The sequence below is a fragment of the Limnohabitans sp. Rim47 genome (genome assembly GCF_001517545.1).
GTDB lineage: Bacteria > Pseudomonadota > Gammaproteobacteria > Burkholderiales > Burkholderiaceae_C > Limnohabitans_A.
The window spans coordinates 365,482-386,773 of sequence record NZ_FBYA01000001.1 but is presented as its reverse complement, the minus strand read 5'-3'; the positions used below and the strand labels follow the sequence as shown (position 1 = coordinate 386,773).

General features: G+C 59.4%; 18 protein-coding genes. 6 read left to right on the top strand and 12 right to left on the bottom strand.

Going from position 1 to position 21,292, the window contains the following annotated elements; translation table 11 throughout:
• Position 1: 1 nt before the first annotated feature.
• The 4 genes from BN3544_RS01735 to BN3544_RS01720 form a co-directional block, all read right to left on the bottom strand.
• Positions 2-763 carry a 5'-methylthioadenosine/adenosylhomocysteine nucleosidase gene (locus BN3544_RS01735; protein WP_019429678.1) on the bottom strand — a complete coding sequence of 254 codons (762 nt, stop codon included), beginning with the start codon at positions 761-763 and terminating at the stop codon, positions 2-4.
• Between the two features lie 100 nt (positions 764-863).
• Positions 864-2,546, bottom strand: a complete 1,683-nt coding sequence (locus BN3544_RS01730) for a long-chain-fatty-acid--CoA ligase (protein WP_019429679.1) — start codon at positions 2,544-2,546, stop codon at positions 864-866.
• 210 nt (positions 2,547-2,756) lie between these two features.
• Complete coding sequence (gene pntB / locus BN3544_RS01725) at positions 2,757-4,172, bottom strand: Re/Si-specific NAD(P)(+) transhydrogenase subunit beta (RefSeq protein ID WP_019429680.1); 1,416 nt, start codon at positions 4,170-4,172, stop codon at positions 2,757-2,759.
• A gap of 57 nt (positions 4,173-4,229) precedes the next feature.
• Positions 4,230-5,837, bottom strand: coding sequence for a Re/Si-specific NAD(P)(+) transhydrogenase subunit alpha (locus BN3544_RS01720; protein WP_019429681.1), 1,608 nt, complete (start codon positions 5,835-5,837; stop codon positions 4,230-4,232).
• Positions 5,838-6,054: 217 nt separating this feature from the next.
• Here BN3544_RS01720 and BN3544_RS01715 point away from each other — a divergent pair, with 217 nt between their 5' ends.
• Complete coding sequence (locus BN3544_RS01715; protein WP_019429682.1) at positions 6,055-6,549, top strand: NUDIX hydrolase; 495 nt, start codon at positions 6,055-6,057, stop codon at positions 6,547-6,549.
• 126 nt (positions 6,550-6,675) lie between these two features.
• Here the strand turns inward: BN3544_RS01715 and BN3544_RS01710 are convergent, their stop codons facing one another.
• Complete coding sequence (locus BN3544_RS01710; RefSeq protein WP_231733885.1) at positions 6,676-7,341, bottom strand: lytic transglycosylase domain-containing protein; 666 nt, start codon at positions 7,339-7,341, stop codon at positions 6,676-6,678.
• A gap of 137 nt (positions 7,342-7,478) precedes the next feature.
• Here BN3544_RS01710 and mnmA point away from each other — a divergent pair, with 137 nt between their 5' ends.
• On the top strand, positions 7,479-8,618 hold the full coding sequence (gene mnmA, locus BN3544_RS01705) for a tRNA 2-thiouridine(34) synthase MnmA (RefSeq protein WP_019429685.1): 1,140 nt from the start codon (positions 7,479-7,481) through the stop codon (positions 8,616-8,618).
• 30 nt (positions 8,619-8,648) lie between these two features.
• On the opposite strand, the gene tcuB is transcribed toward mnmA, so the two are convergent.
• The 7 genes from tcuB to BN3544_RS01670 all read right to left on the bottom strand — a co-directional run bounded on the left by tcuB (position 8,649) and on the right by BN3544_RS01670 (position 16,284).
• Positions 8,649-9,815, bottom strand: coding sequence for a tricarballylate utilization 4Fe-4S protein TcuB (gene tcuB, locus BN3544_RS01700; protein ID WP_019429686.1), 1,167 nt, complete (start codon positions 9,813-9,815; stop codon positions 8,649-8,651).
• Positions 9,802-11,244: an FAD-dependent tricarballylate dehydrogenase TcuA gene (gene tcuA, locus BN3544_RS01695; RefSeq protein ID WP_019429687.1), complete on the bottom strand. Its 1,443-nt coding sequence runs from the start codon at positions 11,242-11,244 to the stop codon at positions 9,802-9,804. The genes tcuB and tcuA overlap by 14 nt, the downstream gene beginning before the upstream one ends.
• Before the next feature lie 34 nt (positions 11,245-11,278).
• Complete coding sequence (locus BN3544_RS01690; RefSeq protein WP_019429688.1) at positions 11,279-12,034, bottom strand: SDR family NAD(P)-dependent oxidoreductase; 756 nt, start codon at positions 12,032-12,034, stop codon at positions 11,279-11,281.
• A gap of 118 nt (positions 12,035-12,152) precedes the next feature.
• Positions 12,153-13,112, bottom strand: coding sequence for a LysR family transcriptional regulator (locus BN3544_RS01685; RefSeq protein WP_026036599.1), 960 nt, complete (start codon positions 13,110-13,112; stop codon positions 12,153-12,155).
• Between the two features lie 4 nt (positions 13,113-13,116).
• Positions 13,117-14,451 (bottom strand): DUF3422 family protein, encoded by a 1,335-nt coding sequence (locus BN3544_RS01680; protein ID WP_019429690.1) that lies wholly within the window; start codon positions 14,449-14,451, stop codon positions 13,117-13,119.
• 112 nt (positions 14,452-14,563) lie between these two features.
• A complete protein-coding gene (gene ssb / locus BN3544_RS01675) occupies positions 14,564-15,061 on the bottom strand; it encodes a single-stranded DNA-binding protein (protein ID WP_019429691.1) in 498 nt (165 codons plus the stop codon).
• Positions 15,062-15,096: 35 nt separating this feature from the next.
• Positions 15,097-16,284, bottom strand: coding sequence for an MFS transporter (locus tag BN3544_RS01670; protein WP_026036600.1), 1,188 nt, complete (start codon positions 16,282-16,284; stop codon positions 15,097-15,099).
• Positions 16,285-16,450: 166 nt separating this feature from the next.
• Between BN3544_RS01670 and uvrA the strand changes: the two genes are divergently transcribed.
• From uvrA to BN3544_RS01650, 4 genes are all read left to right on the top strand, one after another.
• Entirely contained in the window at positions 16,451-19,378 is a 2,928-nt protein-coding gene (gene uvrA, locus BN3544_RS01665; RefSeq protein WP_019429693.1) for an excinuclease ABC subunit UvrA, read from the top strand.
• A 62-nt stretch (positions 19,379-19,440) separates the two neighbouring features.
• Positions 19,441-19,839 (top strand): glutaredoxin family protein, encoded by a 399-nt coding sequence (locus tag BN3544_RS01660; protein ID WP_026036602.1) that lies wholly within the window; start codon positions 19,441-19,443, stop codon positions 19,837-19,839.
• Between the two features lie 154 nt (positions 19,840-19,993).
• Positions 19,994-20,554 carry a cytochrome b gene (locus tag BN3544_RS01655; RefSeq protein WP_019429695.1) on the top strand — a complete coding sequence of 187 codons (561 nt, stop codon included), beginning with the start codon at positions 19,994-19,996 and terminating at the stop codon, positions 20,552-20,554.
• 15 nt (positions 20,555-20,569) lie between these two features.
• The gene (locus BN3544_RS01650; RefSeq protein ID WP_019429696.1) at positions 20,570-21,181 is read left to right on the top strand and encodes a CYTH domain-containing protein; all 612 of its coding nucleotides are present in this window, start codon (positions 20,570-20,572) and stop codon (positions 21,179-21,181) included.
• Positions 21,182-21,292 lie beyond the last annotated feature (111 nt).

Genomic DNA, 21,292 nt, shown 5'->3' with positions numbered 1-21,292 from the left:
ATCAATCGGGGGGCCTGTTGGTCAACCATTGCGACAAAATCGCCAGGCTATAGCGGCTGGCGACTTCACGAATGAAGCGATTGAAGTCGGTGTGGGCGGCATCGTCAGCCCGGTCTGAAATGGTGCGTACAGCGGCAAAGGGCACCGCGTAATCGTGGCACACCTGCGCCACTGCCGCTCCTTCCATCTCCACAGCCAAAGCATCGGGCAAAGCCAGACGCAAGGCCTGGCTTTCGGTCGAGGTTGCGACAAATCGGTCGCCACTGATGACCAGTCCCTGGTGCACGCGGGGTGAATCCAATTGAAACTCAGCCAAAGTGCCCGCACCCAAGTGCTGCGCAGCTTGCGCCAGCACCTGTTGGCCAGCCTCCGCCAGTTGTGCCGAGAGGTTTGCATCGGTCTCAAAACGGGCTCGGCCATACAGCGGCACTTCATGACGGGGAAACAGCGGGGAAGCGTCCATGTCGTGCTGCACAAACCCGTTGGCCACCACCACATCGCCCACACGCACACCCGAGCCCATCCCCCCGGCCACACCCGTGAACACGAGGGTGTCGACATGAAAGCGTTCGATCAACACCGTGGCCGTTGTGGCCGCTGCCACCTTGCCAATACGCGACAGCACAGCCACCACTGCATGACCTTGCCAGTGACCCAGCCAAAACTCCCGCCCGGCCACCGCAACGCGCTGCTCGTCTGGCAGGCAAGCCAGTACAGCCGCCAATTCTTCGTGCATGGCGCTCATGATGCCGATCACGGCCATGGATCACCCCTTGTGCAATGCGTCAAAAAGAAAAACGGCCACAAGTGAACGGTGTGGCCGCTTGGCAGTGTGTCGGGATACAAACCCCGCAGGTCGGCGATCAGGCCTTGTTGCGCAACTCGCGCCGCAAGATTTTGCCGACGGGCGTTTTGGGCAATTCGTCGCGAAACTCGACCACACGGGGTTGCTTGTAACCGGTCATGTTCTCGCGGCAATAGGCGATGACTTGCGCATCGGTCAGCGCAGGGTCTTTTCTGACCACCACCAACTTGACCGCCTCGCCGGTTTTCTCATCAGGCACACCAATGGCCGCGCACTCCATTACGCCCGGACAAGCAGAAGCGACTTCTTCTACTTCATTAGGGTAGACGTTGAAACCACTGACCAGAATCATGTCTTTCTTACGATCGACGATCTTGAAATAACCCCGCTCGTCCACGATGCCGACATCACCCGACTTGAAGTACCCCTCAACCGTCATGACCTTGGCCGTTTCATCGGGACGCTGCCAATAACCCGCCATGACTTGTGGGCCCTTGATGGCGATTTCGCCGGCCATGCCGGGTGTAGTCACATCGTGGCCCTCATCGTCAAGCAGCTTCATGAACGTGCCCGGAATCGGCACGCCAATCGTGCCCGTGAACTCGGTGCTGGTGGTCGGGTTGCAGCTGGCCGAAGGACTGGTTTCTGACAAACCGTAGCCCTCGCAAATCGGGCAGCCGGTTTTCTCGAGCCAGAGCTTGGCCACATTGGGCGTCACGGCCATGCCCCCCCCCAGCGACACCTTGAGGTTGGACCAGTCAACGGTGTTGAAATCCGGGTGGTTGGCCAAGCCATTGAACAAGGTGTTCACGGCCGGAAAGCTGTGAAACGTGTGCTTGGACAGCTCTTTGAGCACAGCGGGCAAATCGCGTGGATTGGGAATCAGGATGGTTTTGCCACCGGAGCGCATCGACAGCATCATGTTCACCGTGAAAGCAAAGATGTGGTACAGCGGCAAAGCGCATACCGAAGTGGGTTGTTGACCCACAGGGATGCGTTTCATCACCGGTTCATTCCAGGCATCGGATTGCAAGACGTTGGCAATCAAGTTGCGGTGCAGCAGCACTGCTCCCTTGGAAACGCCTGTGGTGCCTCCGGTGTATTGCAACACGGCAATATCTTCGGCCAACAACTCGGGCCGAAGGAACGCCATCTGCTTGCCTCGGGTCAAGGCATCGTTAAAGCGGACAGCCTGGGGCAGGTTGAAGGCAGGCACCATTTTCTTGATGTTCCGCACCACATAGTTGACCAAGTGGCCCTTGAACCAACCCAGACGGTCACCCATAGAAGCCAGCACCACATGCTGAACCGCGGTTTGAGCGATGCATTTTTCGAGCGTGGCAGCAAAATTCTCGACGATCACAATCGCTTTGGCACCAGAGTCTTTGAGCTGGTGTTCGAGTTCGCGCGGGGTGTACAACGGGTTCACGTTGACGACCACAAAACCTGCACGCAAGATGGCGGCAACGGCTACCGGATACTGCGGCACGTTGGGCATCATGATCGCGATGCGATCTCCTTTGTTGAGTCTTAAAGATTGCAAATACGCCGCCAAGGCCAAGCTTTCCCGGTCGGTCTGGGCATAGCTGATGTCCTTGCCCATGAAGCTGTAGGCCGGACGGTCTGCGTATTTGGCAAAGCTCTCCTCAAGCAAAGCCACCAAGGACCTGTATTGGGTTGTATCAATGTCGGCTGGAACGCCTTCGGGGTAACTTTTCAGCCAAACGGGATTCAAGTTCATGTCAAGTTCTCCTGAGGATCAGTCTAACGTAGATCTGACGGCAGACTGACATGCAAGGCCTCAGGGTTTACGCGAAAAAATGCACCTTGGCGCAGGTCATCCGCCCCTTCTTTTTGCTCAAGAAAAAAGGGCGGAAGAATTGATTCTTCCGCCCTCTTGACGCAAGGCTTCCGCCCTCTTGACGCAAGGCTTCCGCCCTGTAAGGCGACCTTATGCCCTCAATGCGACCAGCACTTCGTCGAGCATTTTTTTGGCATCGCCAAACAGCATGCGGTTGTTGTCCTTGTAAAACAGCGGATTGTCCACACCCGCGTAGCCGCTGCCCATGGAGCGCTTCATGACAATGCTGGCACGGGCCTTCCAGACTTCGAGCACAGGCATGCCGGCGATCGGACTGGTCGGATCGTCTTGCGCGGACGGGTTAACAATGTCGTTGGCCCCGATGACCATGACCACATCGGTGTCAGGAAAGTCGTCGTTGATCTCGTCCATCTCCAGCACGATGTCGTAGGGCACTTTGGCTTCGGCCAAGAGCACGTTCATGTGGCCCGGCATTCGGCCTGCCACGGGGTGAATGCCAAACCGCACCGTCACACCACGCTCACGCAAAGTCTTGGTGATCTCGTTGACCGTGTGCTGGGCTTGGGCAACGGCCATGCCGTAACCGGGCACGATGATCACGCTCTTAGCCTCGCGCAGCAACTCAGCTGTCTCTGTGGCACTCACGGGCACCACTTCGCCTTGCGGCTCGGCTGCGGCGCCGTCGGCTTTGGGTGCAGCAGGGGCGCCACCACCAAAGCCACCCGCGATCACGCTGATGAAGTTGCGGTTCATGGCATTGCACATGATGTAAGACAAGATGGCCCCGCTGGAGCCTACCAAGGCACCGGTCACGATCAGCAAGTCGTTGCTGAGCATGAACCCCGTGGCCGCAGCAGCCCAACCCGAGTAGCTGTTGAGCATGGACACCACCACCGGCATGTCGGCACCGCCAATGGCCATGACCATATGGATGCCGAACAGCAGCGCGATCGCGGTCATCACCATCAGCGGCGTCATGCCGCTTTGCACATCGTGTGCATTGACAAATTCACGGCCAAACCAGACCACGGCCAACAAGCCGAGCAAGTTCAGCCAATGGCGTGCGGGCAACAGCAAAGGTTTGCCACCGATCTTGCCGTTGAGCTTGCCAAACGCAATCAACGAGCCCGAGAAAGTCACCGCACCGATCAGGATGCCGACATAAATCTCCACTTCGTGGATGGCTTTTTCTGCTCCCTGGTACTGCACCGAGGTGTCCACATAACTGGCAAAGCCCACCAAACAGGCCGCCAGGCCCACCAAGCTGTGCATGAGCGCCACCAGCTCGGGCATTTGGGTCATCTTGACGGTTTTGGCGGCATAAAGACCCACGCTGCCGCCAATGAGCAAAGCAGCGATGATCCAGGGAACGCCTGCAGCAGCCACACGTGGCCCCACAATGGTGGCCAGCACAGCCAGTGCCATGCCCACCACGCCATACAGGTTGCCCCGGCGCGAAGTTTCTGGGTTGGACAAGCCCCCCAGACTGAGGATGAAGAGGATGGCTGCGCCCAAATAGGCGGTCGTGGCCAGGTTAAAGTTCATGGGTGTGTCTTTTCTTGATCGGCTGAGGGTGGCGCTCACGAGCCGCCCCCAAAATCCTTATTTGCGGAACATATCCAACATGCGGCGGGTGACGGCAAAGCCACCGAACATGTTGACAGCGGTGAGCACGATGCCGGCAAAAGCCAGCCACTGAATGAGCTGATCAGGTCGTCCATTGCTGCCTGCCTCGGGTGGCAAGATTTGCACCAGCGCACCGATCACGATGATGCTGGAAATCGCATTGGTCACGCTCATCAACGGCGTGTGCAGTGCGGGGGTCACGTTCCAGACCACCATGTTGCCGATGAAGCAAGCCAGCACAAACACCGTGAAATGGCCCAAAAAGGCCGCCGGGGCGTAGGCACCAATGGCCCAAAACGCCAGTGCACCCAAACCAAATACCATGGCGAGGGTTTTGACGGGCATCGGGCCGCTGCTGCCGTGGCCATGACCGCTTTTCTTCTCGGCCACCGCTGCCGTGGGCTTCGGCGCAGGTTTGGGGGCCACGACCAGCGGGGGTGCGGGCCAGGTGATTTCGCCATCTTTGATGACCGTCAGGCCCCGAATGGCGTCATCTTGCATGTTGACGTTGATCACACCGTCTTTGGTTTTGCACAGCTCTTCGGTCAAGCGGAACAAGTTGGTGCCGTAAAGCGTGGACGACTGACGCGCCATGCGCGACGCTAAATCGGTGTAGCCGACGATGGTCACGCCGTGTTTGACGACGGCCTTGCCGCGCTCAGTCAGTTCGCAGTTGCCGCCTTGCTCGGCCGCCATGTCGACGATGACGCTGCCGGGCTTCATGCTCTTGACCATTTCGGCGGTGATCAGCTTGGGCGCTGGTTTGCCAGGGATGAGCGCAGTGGTGATGATGATGTCCACCTCGCGGGCCTGCTGCGCATACATCTCGCGCTGCGCGGCCTGAAAGCCCTCGCTCATGACCTTGGCGTAGCCGCCACCGCCTGAGCCTTCTTCTTCGTAATCCACTTTGACAAATTCACCACCCAGCGACACGACCTGGTCGGCCACTTCAGCACGGGTGTCGTTGGCGCGCACGATGGCCCCTAGGCTGGAAGCGGCACCGATCGCAGCCAAACCGGCCACCCCGGCCCCGGCGATAAACACCTTGGCGGGTGGCACTTTGCCTGCGGCCGTGATCTGGCCGTTGAAGAAACGGCCGAAGGCATTGGCCGCCTCCACGACGGCGCGGTAGCCACTGACACCCGCCATGGAGGTCAGTGCGTCCATCTTCTGGGCTCGACTGAGCGTGCGCGGCAGGGCGTCGATCGACAACGCCGTGACCTTTTTCGCTGCCAACTGCTGCATCAAATCGGGGTTTTGGGCGGGCCACAAAAAGCCAATCAGCGTCTGACCTTCGTGCATCAGCGCCACCTCTTCCGACGTGGGAGCACGCACTTTGAAGACGATGTCGCTGCCGCTCCAGAGGGCTGCGGCGCTCGGCGCGATGGTCGCACCAGCCTCAATGTAAGCACCATCGGACAGGTCGGCAAGCTCACCTGCACCCCGCTCGACCACCACGGCAAAGCCGAGTTTGATCAACTTGGTCACCGAATCGGGCACCGTAGCTACCCGTTTTTCGCCCGAAAAAATCTCTCGCGGCACGCCAATGCGCTGGGGCGTGGGGGCGTTTTCGCCTGTCTGCATGAAAGTCTCCTCACTCAATTCACTAAAAATAGCCGATTCGTCAGCTTAACCCAAGTCAACATTTTCAAAACCCGTACAAGCCCTGCTTTTAAGCAACTGACGCGCCCAGAAGCAGAATATCAGCAGCCTCTTATATTAAACGAAACATGCCATTTGTTTGCCGGAAAAACCCGCATCAAGCCCGCCCGTGTCCAGCGGGCACTTCATAATCACCGTCATGGACAAACGCTGGAAACCCAATGTCACCGTCGCCGCCATCATCGAAAAAGAAGGCCGCTACCTGTTGATCGAAGAGCACACCCAAGAAGGTTTGCGCCTGAACAACCCGGCCGGCCATCTGGACGAGGGCGAATCACCCGCCGATGGCTGTGCACGCGAAACCCTGGAAGAAACGGCCCACCCGTTCACACCAACGGCATTGGTTGGCCTCTATTTGTCGCGTTTTCAGCGCCCGAGCACTGGGGAAGACATCACCTACGTGCGGATGGCTTTTTGCGGCGACATCGGTGAGTTGCAGCCCCACTTGAGCCTGGACGAAGGCATTGTCCGCACTTTGTGGATGACGCCTGAAGAAGTGCGCAACAGTTCAGCTCGTCACCGCAGCCCGCTTGTCTTGCGCTGCATTGAAGACCATCTGGCTGGGCAACGCTTTCCGCTGGAGGTGATCTACACCGATCAGGCCGTGACTCAGCGGCCTGTCTTGCCAACCTGAGCGCTCAAAGGCCTACTGATGGCCGTAAGCCATCGAATGGTCATCTGCCAGCGATGGGATGATCTGCAGATTTTGACCAAAAGCAATAAACAGCCCGCGCACTGACTGCAAGGTCACAAGAAAAATTCATTGGACAGGCGGTTTTTTGCCTGCGGCGACTTGGTCCAACTGCGCCTGCTCGGCGAACACTTTGGCCACATAGCCACCATCTTCGGTCAGGCCGTAGCCCCCCAGATAGAACTTCAAACCCTCTTCTTGAGAGCCATCCCGCATCTTGATGGCGTCAGACAACACCGCTACGCCCACACGCAAATTGGAAATAGGGTCAAACGCAGCAAGACGGCCCCCATAGGCCTCATAACGCTTGACGTGAATATCGGTCATCACCTGCATCAGGCCCTGAGCTCCCGCCTGGCTTTGCACGTAAGGATGGAAATTGGACTCAATGGCCATCACCGCCAAAATGAAATGCGGCGCCAACTTGGTTTTTTTCGACAAGACATGAGATTCGACCACCAAAGCCGCCAAGGGCTCTGGTGCAACCTTGTATTTGCGCCCCAACCACTCGGCCACAGCGGCTTGAGAAGGGGGCAATTCCTGCAAGTTCAGGGCTGTTGCGCGTTCCGCCGTGTTTTCGGGCAACCATGCAAACAAGACCCTGCGCTCTCGCAGCCAGTTGAACATTTCACCTTCGGCGCTGTGCAGCCACTGCGGGTTCAACCACAAAGCCAATCCCAGACTGACCGCAGTCAAGCCCACCATGGCCAGACCACTGTGGGTGATGATGAACATGCCATGCGCGACATCGTGCAGAAATGTTCTGAAGTGTTGGCACCAAGTGCAAGCTCGGTTCATGAATTTTGACCCATTTGGCATTATAAATTCATGACCTCGGCGGACATCGCAGGCAGTCACGGGATAATTACGGCATGTCCCAACTCCCTCGTGTGGTCGTCGGCTTGTCCGGCGGCGTCGACTCAGCTGTCACCGCCTATTTGCTCAAGCAACAAGGCTATGACGTCATTGGCATCTTCATGAAAAATTGGGAAGATGACGATGACAGCGAGTACTGCTCTTCCAACATTGATTTTGTCGATGCCGCCGCCGTGGCCGATGTGCTGGGCATCGAGATCGAGCACGTTAATTTCGCAGCCGACTACAAGGACCGCGTTTTCTCTGAATTCCTGCGTGAATACCAGGCCGGGCGCACCCCCAACCCCGACATTTTGTGCAACGCGGAAATCAAGTTCAAGTCATTCCTGGACCACGCCATGCGGCTGGGGGCCGAAAAAATCGCCACCGGCCACTACGCTCGCGTGCGCCTGAACAGCGCAACAGGCCGGCACGAACTGCTCAAGGGCCTAGACGCGTCCAAAGACCAAAGCTATTTTTTGCACCGACTAAATCAAGCGCAATTGTCCAAAACATTGTTCCCTGTCGGCGAACTGCACAAGACCGAAGTGCGCCGCATTGCCGAAGAAATTGGCCTGCCCAACGCCAAAAAGAAAGACTCCACCGGCATCTGCTTCATTGGCGAGCGACCTTTCCGCGATTTTTTGAACCGATACATCTCCAAAGAGCCCGGCCCCATCAAGGACCCTTCGGGCCGCACCATCGGGCAGCATGTGGGGCTGAGCTTTTACACGCTGGGTCAGCGCCAAGGCTTGGGCATTGGCGGCATCAAAGCCAAAGGCGCACAACGTGGCGGTGGCGAACACACGCCCTGGTTTGTGGCGCGCAAAGACACCGAGAAAAACACGCTGTGGGTGGTGCAAGGCCATGACCACCCTTGGCTGCAATCACCCACACTGCAAGCGACCGATGTGAGCTGGTGCGCAGGCACCGCGCCCGAGCCTGGCCGCTATGCCGCCAAAACACGCTACCGACAAGCGGACGCTGCCTGTGAATTACAAAACATGCGCATGACCGATGGTCAAGCCGGTTTCGAACTGAGCTTCAGGGAACACCAGTGGGCCGTCACACCCGGCCAAAGCGCCGTGGTCTATGACGGCGAGGTGTGCCTGGGCGGCGGCGTGATCCACTCTGCGCCCACCATGCACATGGTCTGAAGCCCTGAAGCGCCCATCTCAGGAGCGGCTTTATTCACCGCCCAGAGCCAAACGGTTGGGCTCGCGCTTTTCGACCGCAAAACGCAACAAGGCCGCCGTGCGGAAAATGCCGTGGGCAAACTTGCCATAAGGCAAAGTCAAAAACAAGGCCATCACCGCCCCCAAGTGGACGGCCAGCAGCACAGGCATGGCTGCGGTAGCACCCCACCACCACAACAACAGGCCACTCAAACTGATCAAGGCCAGCAAGGCCATGAAGCCTAGGTCCATTGGCTTTTGTGCACGGTCACCATGGTCAGGGTGCCGCTGGATGTTCAACCAAGCCAGACCGCACGTGCCGCACAGCAAACTCACCCCTCCCACCACACCCAACAACTTGGGCAAACTGGGCAAGGCGTAAGGGGCCGGCCAACCCAACAGGTAGTGATAAACGGTGGCCACGCTGGTGGCCGCAAAGCACAACATGAAACCGTAAAACGTGAGGTGGTGAAAACGCCGACGGGCATGCGTCCAGGCATCGTCTTCGTTGTGGCAACCTTCGCCATGTCCGCCATCCAGGTATTTCAAACGCAATGCGGCATCGGTCGCTTCTGCGGCCGCTGGTGCACTCAATGGTGCCCCGCTGGTAGCCGGGGTCACTTCTCGCCAAAAGCGCTGTACACCGAGGCCCAAAGCCAGAACGGCAAACAGAAAAATCGGGGCGAACAAACTGACCATCAGGTTGTGCGGGAACACGGCATAAAACCCACCCGCGACCGGCGCACCCCACAGCGTGCCTTGCTTGAGCATGGCCAGCACCAAAAACAGGCCCAAGCCCAGCGCCAGCATCAAAGAAATCGTCAAGCCATTGCGCTGGTAAAGCCGCCCCAATGCAGGAGGCCAGGCGTAGTCGACATAAGTCTGGCCACGCACCTGCGCCATGGCTTTGGGCACATTGATGGCAAATTCATGCGGCGGCGCGTACTGGCATGCATGCAGGCAGGCACCGCAGTTGTGGCACAGGTTGGCCATGTAATGGATGTCGGCCTTGCCGAATTCCAGACGCCGCGTCATCGCAGGGAACACCGCACAAAAACCCTCGCAGTAACGGCAGCCATTGCAAATCTGCATTTGCCGCGCCACTTCGGCCTCGGGCGCCGTCATCTCACCACGCGCCAAAGCACGGGCATCACGGGTCAGGGCTTCAAGCGTTTGCATGGCCTGCTCCTTGTTTTTGTGCTTTGACGGCCTTGGCCGCCTGCTCGCCTGCGATGCGCCCAAAGGCGGTGCCGATCGTCATGCCCACCCCGGCGGTGTAGCCTTTGCCCAGCACATTGCCTGCCATCATTTCGCCCGCCACAAACAGGTTGGGGCTGGGTTGGTTGTTGAAACGCACAGCAGTGGTGTCATCGGTTTTGAGGCCCAGATAAGTGAAGGTCACGCCAGGCCGCACGGCATAGGCGTAGTAGGGCGCGGTATCCAGTGGCCTGGCCCAATGGGTTTTGGCGGGGCTCACGCCTTCGGTATGACAGTCGTCCAGCGCCGTGTGGTCAAAAGAGCCTTCTCGGCAGGCTGCGTTGTAGTCGTTCAGGGTCTGCATGAAAGTAGCTTCATCCAGCCCCAGCTTGCGGGCCAGCTCGGGCAGGCTGTCCGCCTGGGTGCCTTCAAACACGGGTGGCATGAAGCGGCCCACGGCTTTGGCGTCGATGATGGAATACGCCACCTGCCCCGGCTGCTGCGCCACCAATCGGCCCCAAATGGCGTAGCGTTTGGGCCAGAAGTCTTCGCCTTCGTCGTAAAAACGACGGGCTTCGCGGTTGACCACCACACCCAAAGACACGCAGTCAATGCGCGTGCAAATGCCACCGTCGTAGAGTGGGGCACGGGCGTCAATCGCCACCATATGGGCTTGGGTCGGGTCACCGATGAGGTCGGCACCTTGGTCCAGCATGTGCTTGAGCAACACACCCTGGTTGTAACGCGTGCCACGGATCAAAAACTGATCAGCCGGGTATTCACCGCGCTCGTTTTGGCCCCAGGCTTCGCGCAGCCATTCGCGGTTGGACTCGAAGCCTCCGGCGGCCAGCACACAGGCGCTGGCCTCAAGGCGTTCACGCCGCACCGAACCATCCGGGCTTTTGTGCATGACCGACGCCGACACAAAGCGGCCCGCATCCAACTCGATCTGAACGACCTCGGCGTTGTAATCGATCTGCACACCGAGTCTCTCGGCGCTGCGGTAATAAGCGTTCATGAGGGCTTTGCCACCCCCCATGAAAAAGGCGTTGGTGCGGGCCGTGTGCAAAGCCCCCGACAGCGACGGCTGAAAGCGCACGCCGTGCTTGAACATCCAAGGCCTGCAGGTCGCCGAGTGGCGAATGGCCAGACGCGCCAGATGCTCATCGGTCAGGCCCCCCGTCACTTTGAGCAGGTCTTGCCAGAACTCTTCTTCGGGGTATGCGTCTATCAGCACATCCTGTGGTGCATCGTGCATGCAGCGCAGATTGCGGGTGTGGCCCGAATTGCCGCCGCGCCATTCGCGTGGCGCCGACTCGAGCACCCGCACGGTGGCGCCGGCTTCACGGGCCATCAGCGCCGCGCACAAGGCGGCATTGCCTCCGCCGATCACCAAAATATCCACGGTCATGAAACTCTTTCAGTGAGGACAGTTGAAGCCAAACTCAGAACTGGTATTTGCGCAGGCCACCATCAACCGGGATCACCGCCCCGGTGATGTAACTGGCCAAAGGCGATGCCAGAAACGTCACCAGATTGGCCATGTCTTCAGGCTCGCCGTAACGGCCCATCGGGATTTCGTTGTCACACTGCCACTGGCGGTATTCCGGTGTGTAGTTGCGAAAAATCTGCTCGGAGTGGATGCGCCCGGGCGGCACACAGTTCACCGTCACACCATGCTTGCCCACCATGCGCGACAAACCCTTGGCCCAGCTGTGCATACCGGCCTTGGCGCAAAACGCGCCATTGGTATGTTCTGGTTCACTCTTGCCCGTGATGTTGATGATGCGCCCCCACTGCCGCGCGATCATCTGGTCAATCAGGGCATCGGCCACCTGACGTGGCCGGTGAAAGTTCAAGGTGATGGCTTCTTGCCAGGCTTCTTCGCTCACATGCAGCTCTTTGAAACTGCGCGAGCCACCGGCGTTGTTGACCAAAATATCAACACTCCCCAACCCTGCCAAGGCCGCTTGCGACAGACGGGCGGCCGCATCTTCGGCATACAGATCGGATTCGATGATCACCGGCGCATGGCCACCGGCCGCCACAATTTCGGCGGCCAACTCTTGAAGTTTGTCCACGCGTCTGGCCGACACGGCCACCCGCACCCCTTCAGCCGCCAGTGCTTTGGCAATGCCTCGGCCAATGCCCACACTGGCACCCGTCACCAGGGCGGTTTTGTCTTTGAGCTGCAAGTCCATGTTGTGTCTCCATTGGGATATCTGAAAGTGATACTTTAGACACCCGAGCCCTGTTTGTGCAGCAGGGTACGGGGATGGGGGCATCACATTTCGTGATACCCCTAAAACCATGCCGACCCTAGCCCAACGGGCTGATGGACGCGCCTTGCCAAGCGCCACTTTGCACCAAGGCACGAACACAATCACCCATCACCACACGGGTCGCCAAAGCGGCAGGCGACAACTCATCATCGGACAATCCACACAACAAATTCACGCGGGTCACTTGATGGTCGGTGATGCGCGCCATGTACAACGATTCGCCCTCTTGCGCCATGCGTGACACGGCCGCCCAAGGCTGCAAGGTTCCGCCTAGGCCCGCGCGCACAGCATCCATCAACATGGCCAGAGAATCGATCTCCAGCGTCACTTGCGGCGTGACATTGGCACGGGCAAATGCCGCATTCAAGGCACTGCGCAAACCGTGCGGCCCCGTCGGCAATATCAACGGCTCGTGAGCCAGCTGGGCCATGCGCAAACTCTCGGGCGCTTTGGCCTTACGGGTCTGGCGCGATGCGATCAAAAAGATATCTTCCTCGATCAGAGGCAAGACGCTCCAGCGCCTGGCGGTCTGCAAATGCTGACTGGCACGGATCGGCGAGTCGAACAAGACCGTCAAATCCAGCTGCCTTGCATTCAGCATGGCCGACAAATGCCCAGACAAACTTTCAACCATGTGCAAACGCACATCCGGATAACGCTCGCGCATGGCCTGCATCAAGGGCAAACCCAAAACAGCCGCCGTTGTGGGTGCCAGCCCCACGCTGACCGTCCCCGTGAGCCGGGACTGTTGGGCCGAACGCACCGCTTGCTCTGCATGGCGCAAGGTCAATTGGGCCTCACGAAAAAAAGCCACTCCGGCTTCAGTGGGCGTGACACCTTGCGGCGTGCGCTGCAACAAACGGGTCGACAACTCGCTCTCCAGCCGCGTGATTTGCTGGCTCAACGCGGACTGCACCAAATCCAGGTCCAGGGCGGCACGGCTGATACTCCCCGCCTCGACCACCTTCACAAAATAACGCAGTTGCCGCAATTCCATGGTGTCAATCCGGCGTTTGGTGCAGCCGGGCATGGATGCGGCGAGTGGTCCGCCAAACGCCCCACAACACCACGGGCACCATCACCCCTGCCGCAACTTCGGGCTGAATAGGCACACCCGCTGCCTTCAGGGCCTTGGCGCCATACAGCACCAAGCTGACCACGTAATATGAAATCGCCGCAATCGACAAACCCTCCACCGTGCTTTGCAGACGCAGTTGCAGGTCCTGCCCACGGGTGAGCTTTTCCAGCAAGACCTGGTTTTGAGTCTCGGTGGCAATATCAACACGGGTCCGCAGCAAAGCACTGGTGCGCGACACCCGCTCTGACAGTGCCGACAGGCGCTGCGACGTGGCCGCCACCGTGGCCATGGCGGGCGACAAACGGCGCTGCATGAATTCACCCACCGTCTGGGTGCCGGCAATCGGTCGTTCACGCAACTCGGCAATGCGCTGGCTCACCAAAGTGTCATAAGCCCGTGTGGCCGAAAAACGGTAACCGTGTTCCGCTGTGGCCCGTTCGATTCGGGCAGCCAAAGACACCAGCACATCCAGCAAAGCCTGGTCACTGTCTTCTTTGCGTTCCAGCCGAGCCGTGATTTCGGCCAGTTGGGCTTCGGCGTCAGACAGCACGGGCGACAAGGCTTTGGCCACGGGCAAGCCCCGCAAGGCCATCAGGCGATAGGTTTCCAGCTCCAGCAAACGCTGCGAAATGCGCCCGGCACGGGCCTCGCTGGTGTCCGCCGGCGCCAGCACCAACATGCGCTCAAAGCCATCGGCCCCCAATCTGAAATGGGTCAGCACACAAGAGTGTGGCAAGCCTTCGGTGGTGTTGCCCATGCGCGAGCCCACCACAGCACCCTCGCCCAACCAAGCCTGCGCCTGAGCGACGGTGTTGGGCGCATCCACCGCAGCGGCCAGCATGCCCAAATGGATGGCGGCCACGGTTTTGCCCGGTATGTCGCGCAACCACGCGGCCCCCGTCACCAGATGCGCGGCCAGCTCGGGCGAGACCGAGCCCCACCCCGCATGCTCAGGCAAGGGCTGAACGATCGAATAGCGCGTGAACTCGGTGTGGCGCTCCCATTTGACGGTGAAACCGTCGCAACGCAGGCGTAAAAAATTGCCATTCAAGCGGTCCAGCGCCAAGTCGGCATGACCGGGCAAGTTTTTCAGGTGTTGCCACTCTTGCTCGCGCGCTACACCCTCGTTCAGCACGGCCACATAAACAATCAAAGCGGGCAATCGAACCCGGGCCGATGGTCGGGCATGCACTTCGTTGTGAAGTTGACGACGCTGCTCATCGTCCAGCGGCAAATAACGGGCGTTCATTTCATTCATCAGTACATTGTGAATTAAGAAGCTCAGGACGGGTCATTTGAAAATGCCCGGATCCATGAAAAAAGCCCACGGCACATGTGCGGCGGGCTCGAATGCAGACATCTGCGCTGGATCAGAACGGAATATCGTCGTCCATGTCGTCAAAACTGCTGGCCGCTGGCTTGGGTGCAGCCGCTGGCCGCTGGGCAGGAGCTGCCGCCGGGCGTGCAGCCGGTGCCGACGATCGAGGCGCATAACCGCCGCCACCGCCGTCATCGGACGGGCCGCCCATGCCTTGACGGCCACCCAACATTTGCATGGTTTCGCCACGGATTTCGGTGGCAAATTTTTCGACGCCGTCTTTGTCTGTGTACTTGCGGGTGCGCAAACTGCCTTCCACATAGACTTGCGAGCCCTTTTTCAGGTATTGGCCTGCAATTTCGGCCAATTTGCCGAAAAAGCTGATGCGGTGCCACTCGGTGGCCTCTTTCATCTCGCCGGTCGCTTTGTCCTTGTAGCGGTCGGTGGTCGCCACGTTGATGTTGCTCACAGCATCGCCAGAGGGCAAGTAGCGGGTTTCGGGATCGCGGCCCAGATTGCCGACGATGATGACTTTGTTGACGGATGCCATGAAAACTCCTCGATAAGACTCGGATTATGCGGCTTTTACTCTGCAAGCTGGGCGGATGCAGCACGCCCCGGCGTCTGCATGGGCAACGCGACCAGCCACCACACCAACATGGCCAAAGCGCAGCTGGCAAACAAGGCCGGACTGCCCCAGCTTTTCACCAACCAACCGCCCAGCCAGCCACCGACAAAGAAGCCCAGCGACTGCAAAGTGTTGTAAACGCCCAATGCCGTGCCGCGAACCGCAGAGGGCGCCATGCGGGAGGCCATGCTGGGTTGCGTGGCTTCCAGCACATTGAAACCACAGAAAAAAGCGAACAACAGCCCGGCCATGACCACCACGCTGGACGTGCCGGATGACTGGACCAGCAAGCCAACTTGAACCAGCGCAATCAGGGCAATTGCAGCCAAAAACGCTTTTTTGAGATGCCCCCGCCGCTCCAAAGCAAAAACACCGCCCATCAAAACAAACGACCCCAGCACGGCAGGCAAATAAACCTGCCAATGCGCGGCCTTGGGCAAACCCGATTGCACCAGCAAAGCGGGCACCGCCACCCACATGGCCAATTGCACCGCATGCAGTACGAAGACCCCAAAATTCAGGCGCATCAAGCCCGCATGGCGCAGCACATCCTTCAGGCTGCCCCGGGCTTGGCCCTTCATCCGGGCCGGTGCCGGGGGCGCACCCCAAACCACCACCGCAATGCCCAACAGGGCCAACACGCCGGTCAAGCCGAACAGGCCTGACAAACCCATGACGGCGACCAGCATTGGCGCCACCACCAAAGAAAAGGCAAACATCAAGCCGATGCTGGCACCCACCAAGGCCATGGCTTTGGTGCGGACTTCGTCGCGGGTCAAATCGGCCAGCAAAGCCGTCACGGCGGCCGAAACAGCACCAGCGCCTTGCAAGCTACGCCCCACCAGTAAACCCGTCAAATCGGTCGCGCCCGCAGCCCAAAAACTGCCCAAGGCAAAAATGACCAGGCCCAAAACAATCACGCGTTTGCGACCAAAGCGGTCTGAGGCCATGCCAAAAGGCAACTGCAACAAACCTTGCGTTAAGCCATAAATGCCCATGGCCAAACCCAGCAGAGCAGGGTCATCACCCCCCGGGTATTTGCGCGCCTCAAGGGCAAACACGGGCAATACCAAAAACAAACCCAACATGCGCAGCGCAAAAATGCCGGCCAACGAGGCACTGGCGCGACGCTCCATGGGTGTCATGGACACAGACGAGGAAGCAAATTGCTTTTCAGGGGTTTCGGTCACGCGGAGCAGCCAGGGTCAGAGAGTCAGGGAAAAAGGGTGATTGTCCCTGATTGGTCAGCCCCGGCGCCAAAAAAAGCGCCGACAGGGATAATCAAAGGTTTTGCTGATCTGGCCGTCCACCGTGAACCTTGTTGACTCCCCTTACTTGCCCGACGAACCCGAACAAGCGCGGTATCTGGCGTCAGCCCTGCGGCAAACCCACATCAGCGTGCGCGGTGCCCGCACCCACAACCTGAAAAACATCGATCTCGACATCCCGCGCAACCAGCTGGTGGTGATCACCGGGCTGTCGGGCTCAGGCAAGTCCAGCCTGGCCTTTGACACGCTCTACGCCGAAGGCCAGCGCCGCTATGTCGAAAGCCTGTCGGCCTATGCACGGCAGTTTTTGCAGCTGATGGACAAGCCCGATGTGGACCTGATCGAGGGCCTTTCGCCCGCCATCAGCATCGAGCAAAAAGCCACCAGCCACAACCCGCGCTCCACTGTGGGCACGGTCACCGAGATCCACGACTACCTGCGCCTGTTGTATGCCCGCGCAGGCACGCCGTATTGCCCCGACCATGATCTGCCGCTGCAAGCGCAGACTGTGAGCCAGATGGTGGACGCCGTGCTGGCCCTGCCCGAAGACACCAAGCTGATGATCCTCGCGCCCATTGCCCGCGAGAAAAAAGGTGAGTTTGAAAAAATCTTTGAGCAAATGCAGGCACTGGGCTATGTGCGCTTTCGCATCAATGGACAAACCGTTGAAGTGGAAGACCTGCCTGCGCTCAAGAAAACCGAAAAACACAACATCGACGTGGTGGTGGACCGCATCAAGGTTCGCGCCGAGGAAGATGCCAAGGCACGCGATGCCCTGCGCCAGCGCCTGGCCGAGAGCTTTGAGGCCGCGCTGCACCTGGCCGAACACCGCGCCGTAGCCCTAGAAATGGACACCGGCAAAGAACACCTGTTCAACGCCAAGTTCTCCTGCCCGGTGTGCACTTATTCGATCAGCGAGCTGGAGCCGAGGTTGTTCTCGTTCAACTCGCCCATGGGCGCTTGCCCGACCTGCGACGGCATTGGCACCATGGCATTTTTTGACCCGGAGCGGGTTGTGGCTTTCCCTTCGCTCAGTCTGGCCAGCGGTGCCATCAAGGGCTGGGACCGACGCAACGGCTTTTACTTCAGCATGCTCGAAAGCCTGGCCAAGCATTACCAGTTCGACATCGAAACCCCATTTGAAAAGCTTCCCACCAGCGCACAACAGGTGCTGCTGAATGGCTCAGGCGACGAAGAGATCAAGTTCAGCTACGTCATGGAGTCCGGTGCCTCGCAGGGCAAAAAGGTCAGCAAGAAACACCCGTTTGAAGGGATCATTCCCAACATGACGCGGCGCTACCGCGAGACCGACTCGGCCGTGGTGCGCGAGGACTTGGCGCGCTACCGCAACATGCAGGCCTGTACCGATTGCCAAGGCACCCGGCTGCGGCGCGAAGCCCGTCATGTGCGCATTGGCGAAGGTGCGCAGTCGCGCGCCATTTACGACATCAGCCACATCACTTTGGGCGAATCACAGCAGTATTTTCAGAGCCTGAAGATGCACGGGGCCAAGGCCGAGATTGCCGACAAGGTGGTCCGCGAAATCGCCTTGCGTTTGAAGTTTCTGAACGACGTGGGCCTGAATTATTTGAGCCTGGACCGCAGCGCCGACACCTTGTCGGGCGGCGAATCGCAGCGCATCCGACTGGCCAGCCAGATCGGCTCGGGCTTGACGGGCGTGATGTATGTGCTGGACGAGCCCAGCATCGGCTTACACCAGCGCGACAACGACCGCCTGATCGGCACGCTGCAACACCTGCGCGACATTGGCAACAGCGTGCTGGTGGTGGAGCACGATGAAGACATGATCCGCGTGGCCGACCATGTGATTGACATGGGGCCGGGCGCAGGCGTACACGGCGGACGCGTGATGGCGCAAGGCACCTGCGCCGACATTTTGGCCGCGCCCGATTCGGTCACTGGCCAGTACATGTCGGGTCGTAAAAAAATCGCTATCCCTAAGCGCCACAAAGCAGGCAAGGACTTCATCGAGATCGTGGGCGCATCGGGCAACAACCTGAAAAACGTGAACGTCAAATTCCCCGTGGGCTTGCTGACCTGTGTGACCGGCGTTTCCGGCTCGGGCAAATCCACGCTGGTGAATGACACGCTTTATGCCGCAGCGGCGCACCAGATCCACCGCGCACACGAAGAGGCCGCCAAGCACGAAGAGATCAAAGGGCTTGAGCATTTCGACAAAGTCATCAACGTGGACCAGTCCCCCATTGGCCGCACACCGCGCAGCAATCCCGCCACCTACACCGGCTTGTTCACCCACATCCGCGAGTTGATGGCCGAAGTGCCCGCTGCACGCGAGCGCGGCTATGGCCCCGGGCGCTTTTCCTTCAACGTGACCGGGGGCCGCTGCGAGGCCTGCCAAGGCGACGGCGTGGTGAAAGTGGAAATGCACTTTTTGCCCGATGTTTACGTGCCTTGCGACGTGTGCCACGGCATGCGCTACAACCGCGAAACACTGGAAGTGCAATACAAGGGCCAAAACATCGCACAGATCCTGAACATGACAGTGGAAGCCGCGCACCAGTTCTTCAGCGCCGTGCCCAACATTGCGCGCAAACTGCAGACCCTGCTGGATGTGGGCCTGACCTACATCCGCCTGGGCCAAAGCGCCACCACGCTGTCGGGCGGCGAAGCGCAGCGCGTGAAGCTCGCGCTGGAGCTGTCCAAGCGCGACACCGGCCGCACGCTCTACATCTTGGACGAACCCACCACCGGCCTGCACTTTGCCGACATCGACCTGCTGCTCAAAGTGCTGCACCAGCTGCGCGACGCGGGCAACACCATCGTCATCATCGAACACAACCTCGACGTGATCAAAACCGCCGACTGGCTGATCGACATGGGACCGGAAGGCGGTGCAGGCGGCGGCACCGTGCTGGGTGAAGGCACGCCAGAGCAGTTGGCCAAAAACAAGGCCAGCTTCACGGGCCACTATTTGGCACGCTTGCTGTGATGTCGCTTTATTGAACTGCCCCGTTGGCCATCCACACCCTTTTTGATTTTTTGAAGACCTTTATGAAAACCGTGATCCGTGCCTTTTTTAGAACCCTGCGCGTCGTGCTCGGCCCCTTCATGCTGCTCAAAGAGCGCCAAACACAACCGGTTGGTGTGCAGCGCGCGCCAGCGGCGCAAGCTGCAGTTGACTTGCAGTGCCAAAGCCTGGCGCTTTACCAATTCAGCACCTGCCCGTTTTGCATCAAAGTGCGTCAGGAAATGCGCCGCTTGTCATTGCCCATTGAAAAGCGCGATGCACAGCACCACGCAGCCAATCGCAATGCCTTGCTGGAAGGCAGCGGAGCCACCAAAGTGCCTTGTCTCCAAATCACCGACGCCAATGGGCAAACCCGTTGGCTGCAAGACTCGGGGGCGATCGTGGCTTATCTGCGGGAGCACTTTGCGACACCCGCCGCTTAACAAACCACAACCGTTGTGCCACACGGGCCAGGCAGGGTGGTGAGCTTGGACCCATCAGACATGCGGTCACTTGATGCGCCTCAACGAAGGCCAACGATCAATTCACAAAGCGTTCATATTCACCCTGCACAATGGCGTTTTTCAGGGAACAACAATGAACACGCCAAACACCCACTACGACACCTTGAGCCGCGCACTCCATTGGCTCACGGCCATCGCGGTCATCGCCGCCTTCATCCTCGGCCCAGAGCACTTTGGCCGCGAAATGCGCCAAGGGCTGGACCCAGCCACCCGATGGGACATCGTGGTGCACGAAACATTGGGCCTATTGGTCATGACCTTGACTTTGCTGCGTTTGGTGTGGGTGGCGGTGCGCCCGGCCCAACCGCGTTTTGACATGCCCGGCTGGATGCACCTGACAGCCCGCGCGACTCACGGCTTACTCTGGTTGATGCTGCTGGCTGTCCCAATGAGCGCCTTGTTGGCCTTGGGCAGCGAAGGGCACCCACTGACTTTGTTGGGTGGCCTGCGAATCAATGAAATGCCCGTCATCGCACAGTCACCCCTTGCCAATCTGGCCGATTGGGGCGATGTGCACGGCATGCTGGGTGACATGATCTTATGGTTGTCGGGCCTGCATGCTGTCGCCGCGCTTTACCACCATTTTTTCCTCAAAGATGGCGTCTTGATGTCCATGCTCCGTTCACGCCGCTGAACGCCCTAGCTCGCCTTGGAAACCGAACTCAAACTGTCGCTGACCGACGCAGACCTGCCGCGCCTGCTGGCCCACCCGCTGCTGGCGGGGGCGAGCAAAACGCAGCGCCTGCTCAACACTTATTTCGACACACCGCATCTGGCCCTGCAGCAGCGCCGCATGGCGGTGCGCGAACGGCTGGCGGGCGACCAGTGGCTGCTGACCGTCAAGACCGCTGGGCAAAGCCAAAACGGCCTGTCGCGCAGATCAGAGTGGGAAGGCCCGACCACACCGGGCGCCCTGCAATTCGACACACTGGTGGACGACGCCGCACTGGCCGCAGACTTGATGGCGATGCGGCCAAATCTAAAAGCCCTGTTTTGCACCGACTTTGAACGCCAACGCTGGGTCATCGAGCACGATGGTGCACAAATTGAAGTGGCCCTCGACCAAGGCCGCATCCATGTGCCCGGCACCGACTTGAGCGAACCGCTGCTGGAGTTGGAACTTGAACTGCTCAGCGGCCCCGAGTCCGCCCTGATGGCGCTGGCCGATGTGCTGCGCCAGACGCCGCAAGGCCCCGTGGCGCTAACGCCCAGCGATGCCAGCAAGGCGCAGCGGGGAATGGGGCTTTGGCGGCGGGCTTGAGCAGGCAACCGCATTCACATCCACATCCGCATTCGCATTCGCATTCGCAACTGCACCCCGGTTGCTTTAGGTGATACCCCCTCGTCGGTCGCTGGTGTACAAAACACCCTT

Bases quoted from the DNA above. Each gene is read 5' to 3' on its own strand.
- BN3544_RS01735 (WP_019429678.1), bottom strand. From the start codon at position 763: ATGGCCGTGATCGGCATCATGAGCGCCATGCACGAAGAATTGGCGGCT.
- BN3544_RS01730 (WP_019429679.1), bottom strand. From the start codon at position 2,546: ATGAACTTGAATCCCGTTTGGCTGAAAAGTTACCCCGAAGGCGTTCCA.
- pntB (WP_019429680.1), bottom strand. From the start codon at position 4,172: ATGAACTTTAACCTGGCCACGACCGCCTATTTGGGCGCAGCCATCCTC.
- BN3544_RS01720 (WP_019429681.1), bottom strand. From the start codon at position 5,837: ATGCAGACAGGCGAAAACGCCCCCACGCCCCAGCGCATTGGCGTGCCG.
- BN3544_RS01715 (WP_019429682.1), top strand. From the start codon at position 6,055: ATGGACAAACGCTGGAAACCCAATGTCACCGTCGCCGCCATCATCGAA.
- BN3544_RS01710 (WP_231733885.1), bottom strand. From the start codon at position 7,341: ATGTTCATCATCACCCACAGTGGTCTGGCCATGGTGGGCTTGACTGCG.
- mnmA (WP_019429685.1), top strand. From the start codon at position 7,479: ATGTCCCAACTCCCTCGTGTGGTCGTCGGCTTGTCCGGCGGCGTCGAC.
- tcuB (WP_019429686.1), bottom strand. From the start codon at position 9,815: ATGCAAACGCTTGAAGCCCTGACCCGTGATGCCCGTGCTTTGGCGCGT.
- tcuA (WP_019429687.1), bottom strand. From the start codon at position 11,244: ATGACCGTGGATATTTTGGTGATCGGCGGAGGCAATGCCGCCTTGTGC.
- BN3544_RS01690 (WP_019429688.1), bottom strand. From the start codon at position 12,034: ATGGACTTGCAGCTCAAAGACAAAACCGCCCTGGTGACGGGTGCCAGT.
- BN3544_RS01685 (WP_026036599.1), bottom strand. From the start codon at position 13,112: ATGGAATTGCGGCAACTGCGTTATTTTGTGAAGGTGGTCGAGGCGGGG.
- BN3544_RS01680 (WP_019429690.1), bottom strand. From the start codon at position 14,451: ATGAATGAAATGAACGCCCGTTATTTGCCGCTGGACGATGAGCAGCGT.
- ssb (WP_019429691.1), bottom strand. From the start codon at position 15,061: ATGGCATCCGTCAACAAAGTCATCATCGTCGGCAATCTGGGCCGCGAT.
- BN3544_RS01670 (WP_026036600.1), bottom strand. From the start codon at position 16,284: ATGACACCCATGGAGCGTCGCGCCAGTGCCTCGTTGGCCGGCATTTTT.
- BN3544_RS01660 (WP_026036602.1), top strand. From the start codon at position 19,441: ATGAAAACCGTGATCCGTGCCTTTTTTAGAACCCTGCGCGTCGTGCTC.
- BN3544_RS01655 (WP_019429695.1), top strand. From the start codon at position 19,994: ATGAACACGCCAAACACCCACTACGACACCTTGAGCCGCGCACTCCAT.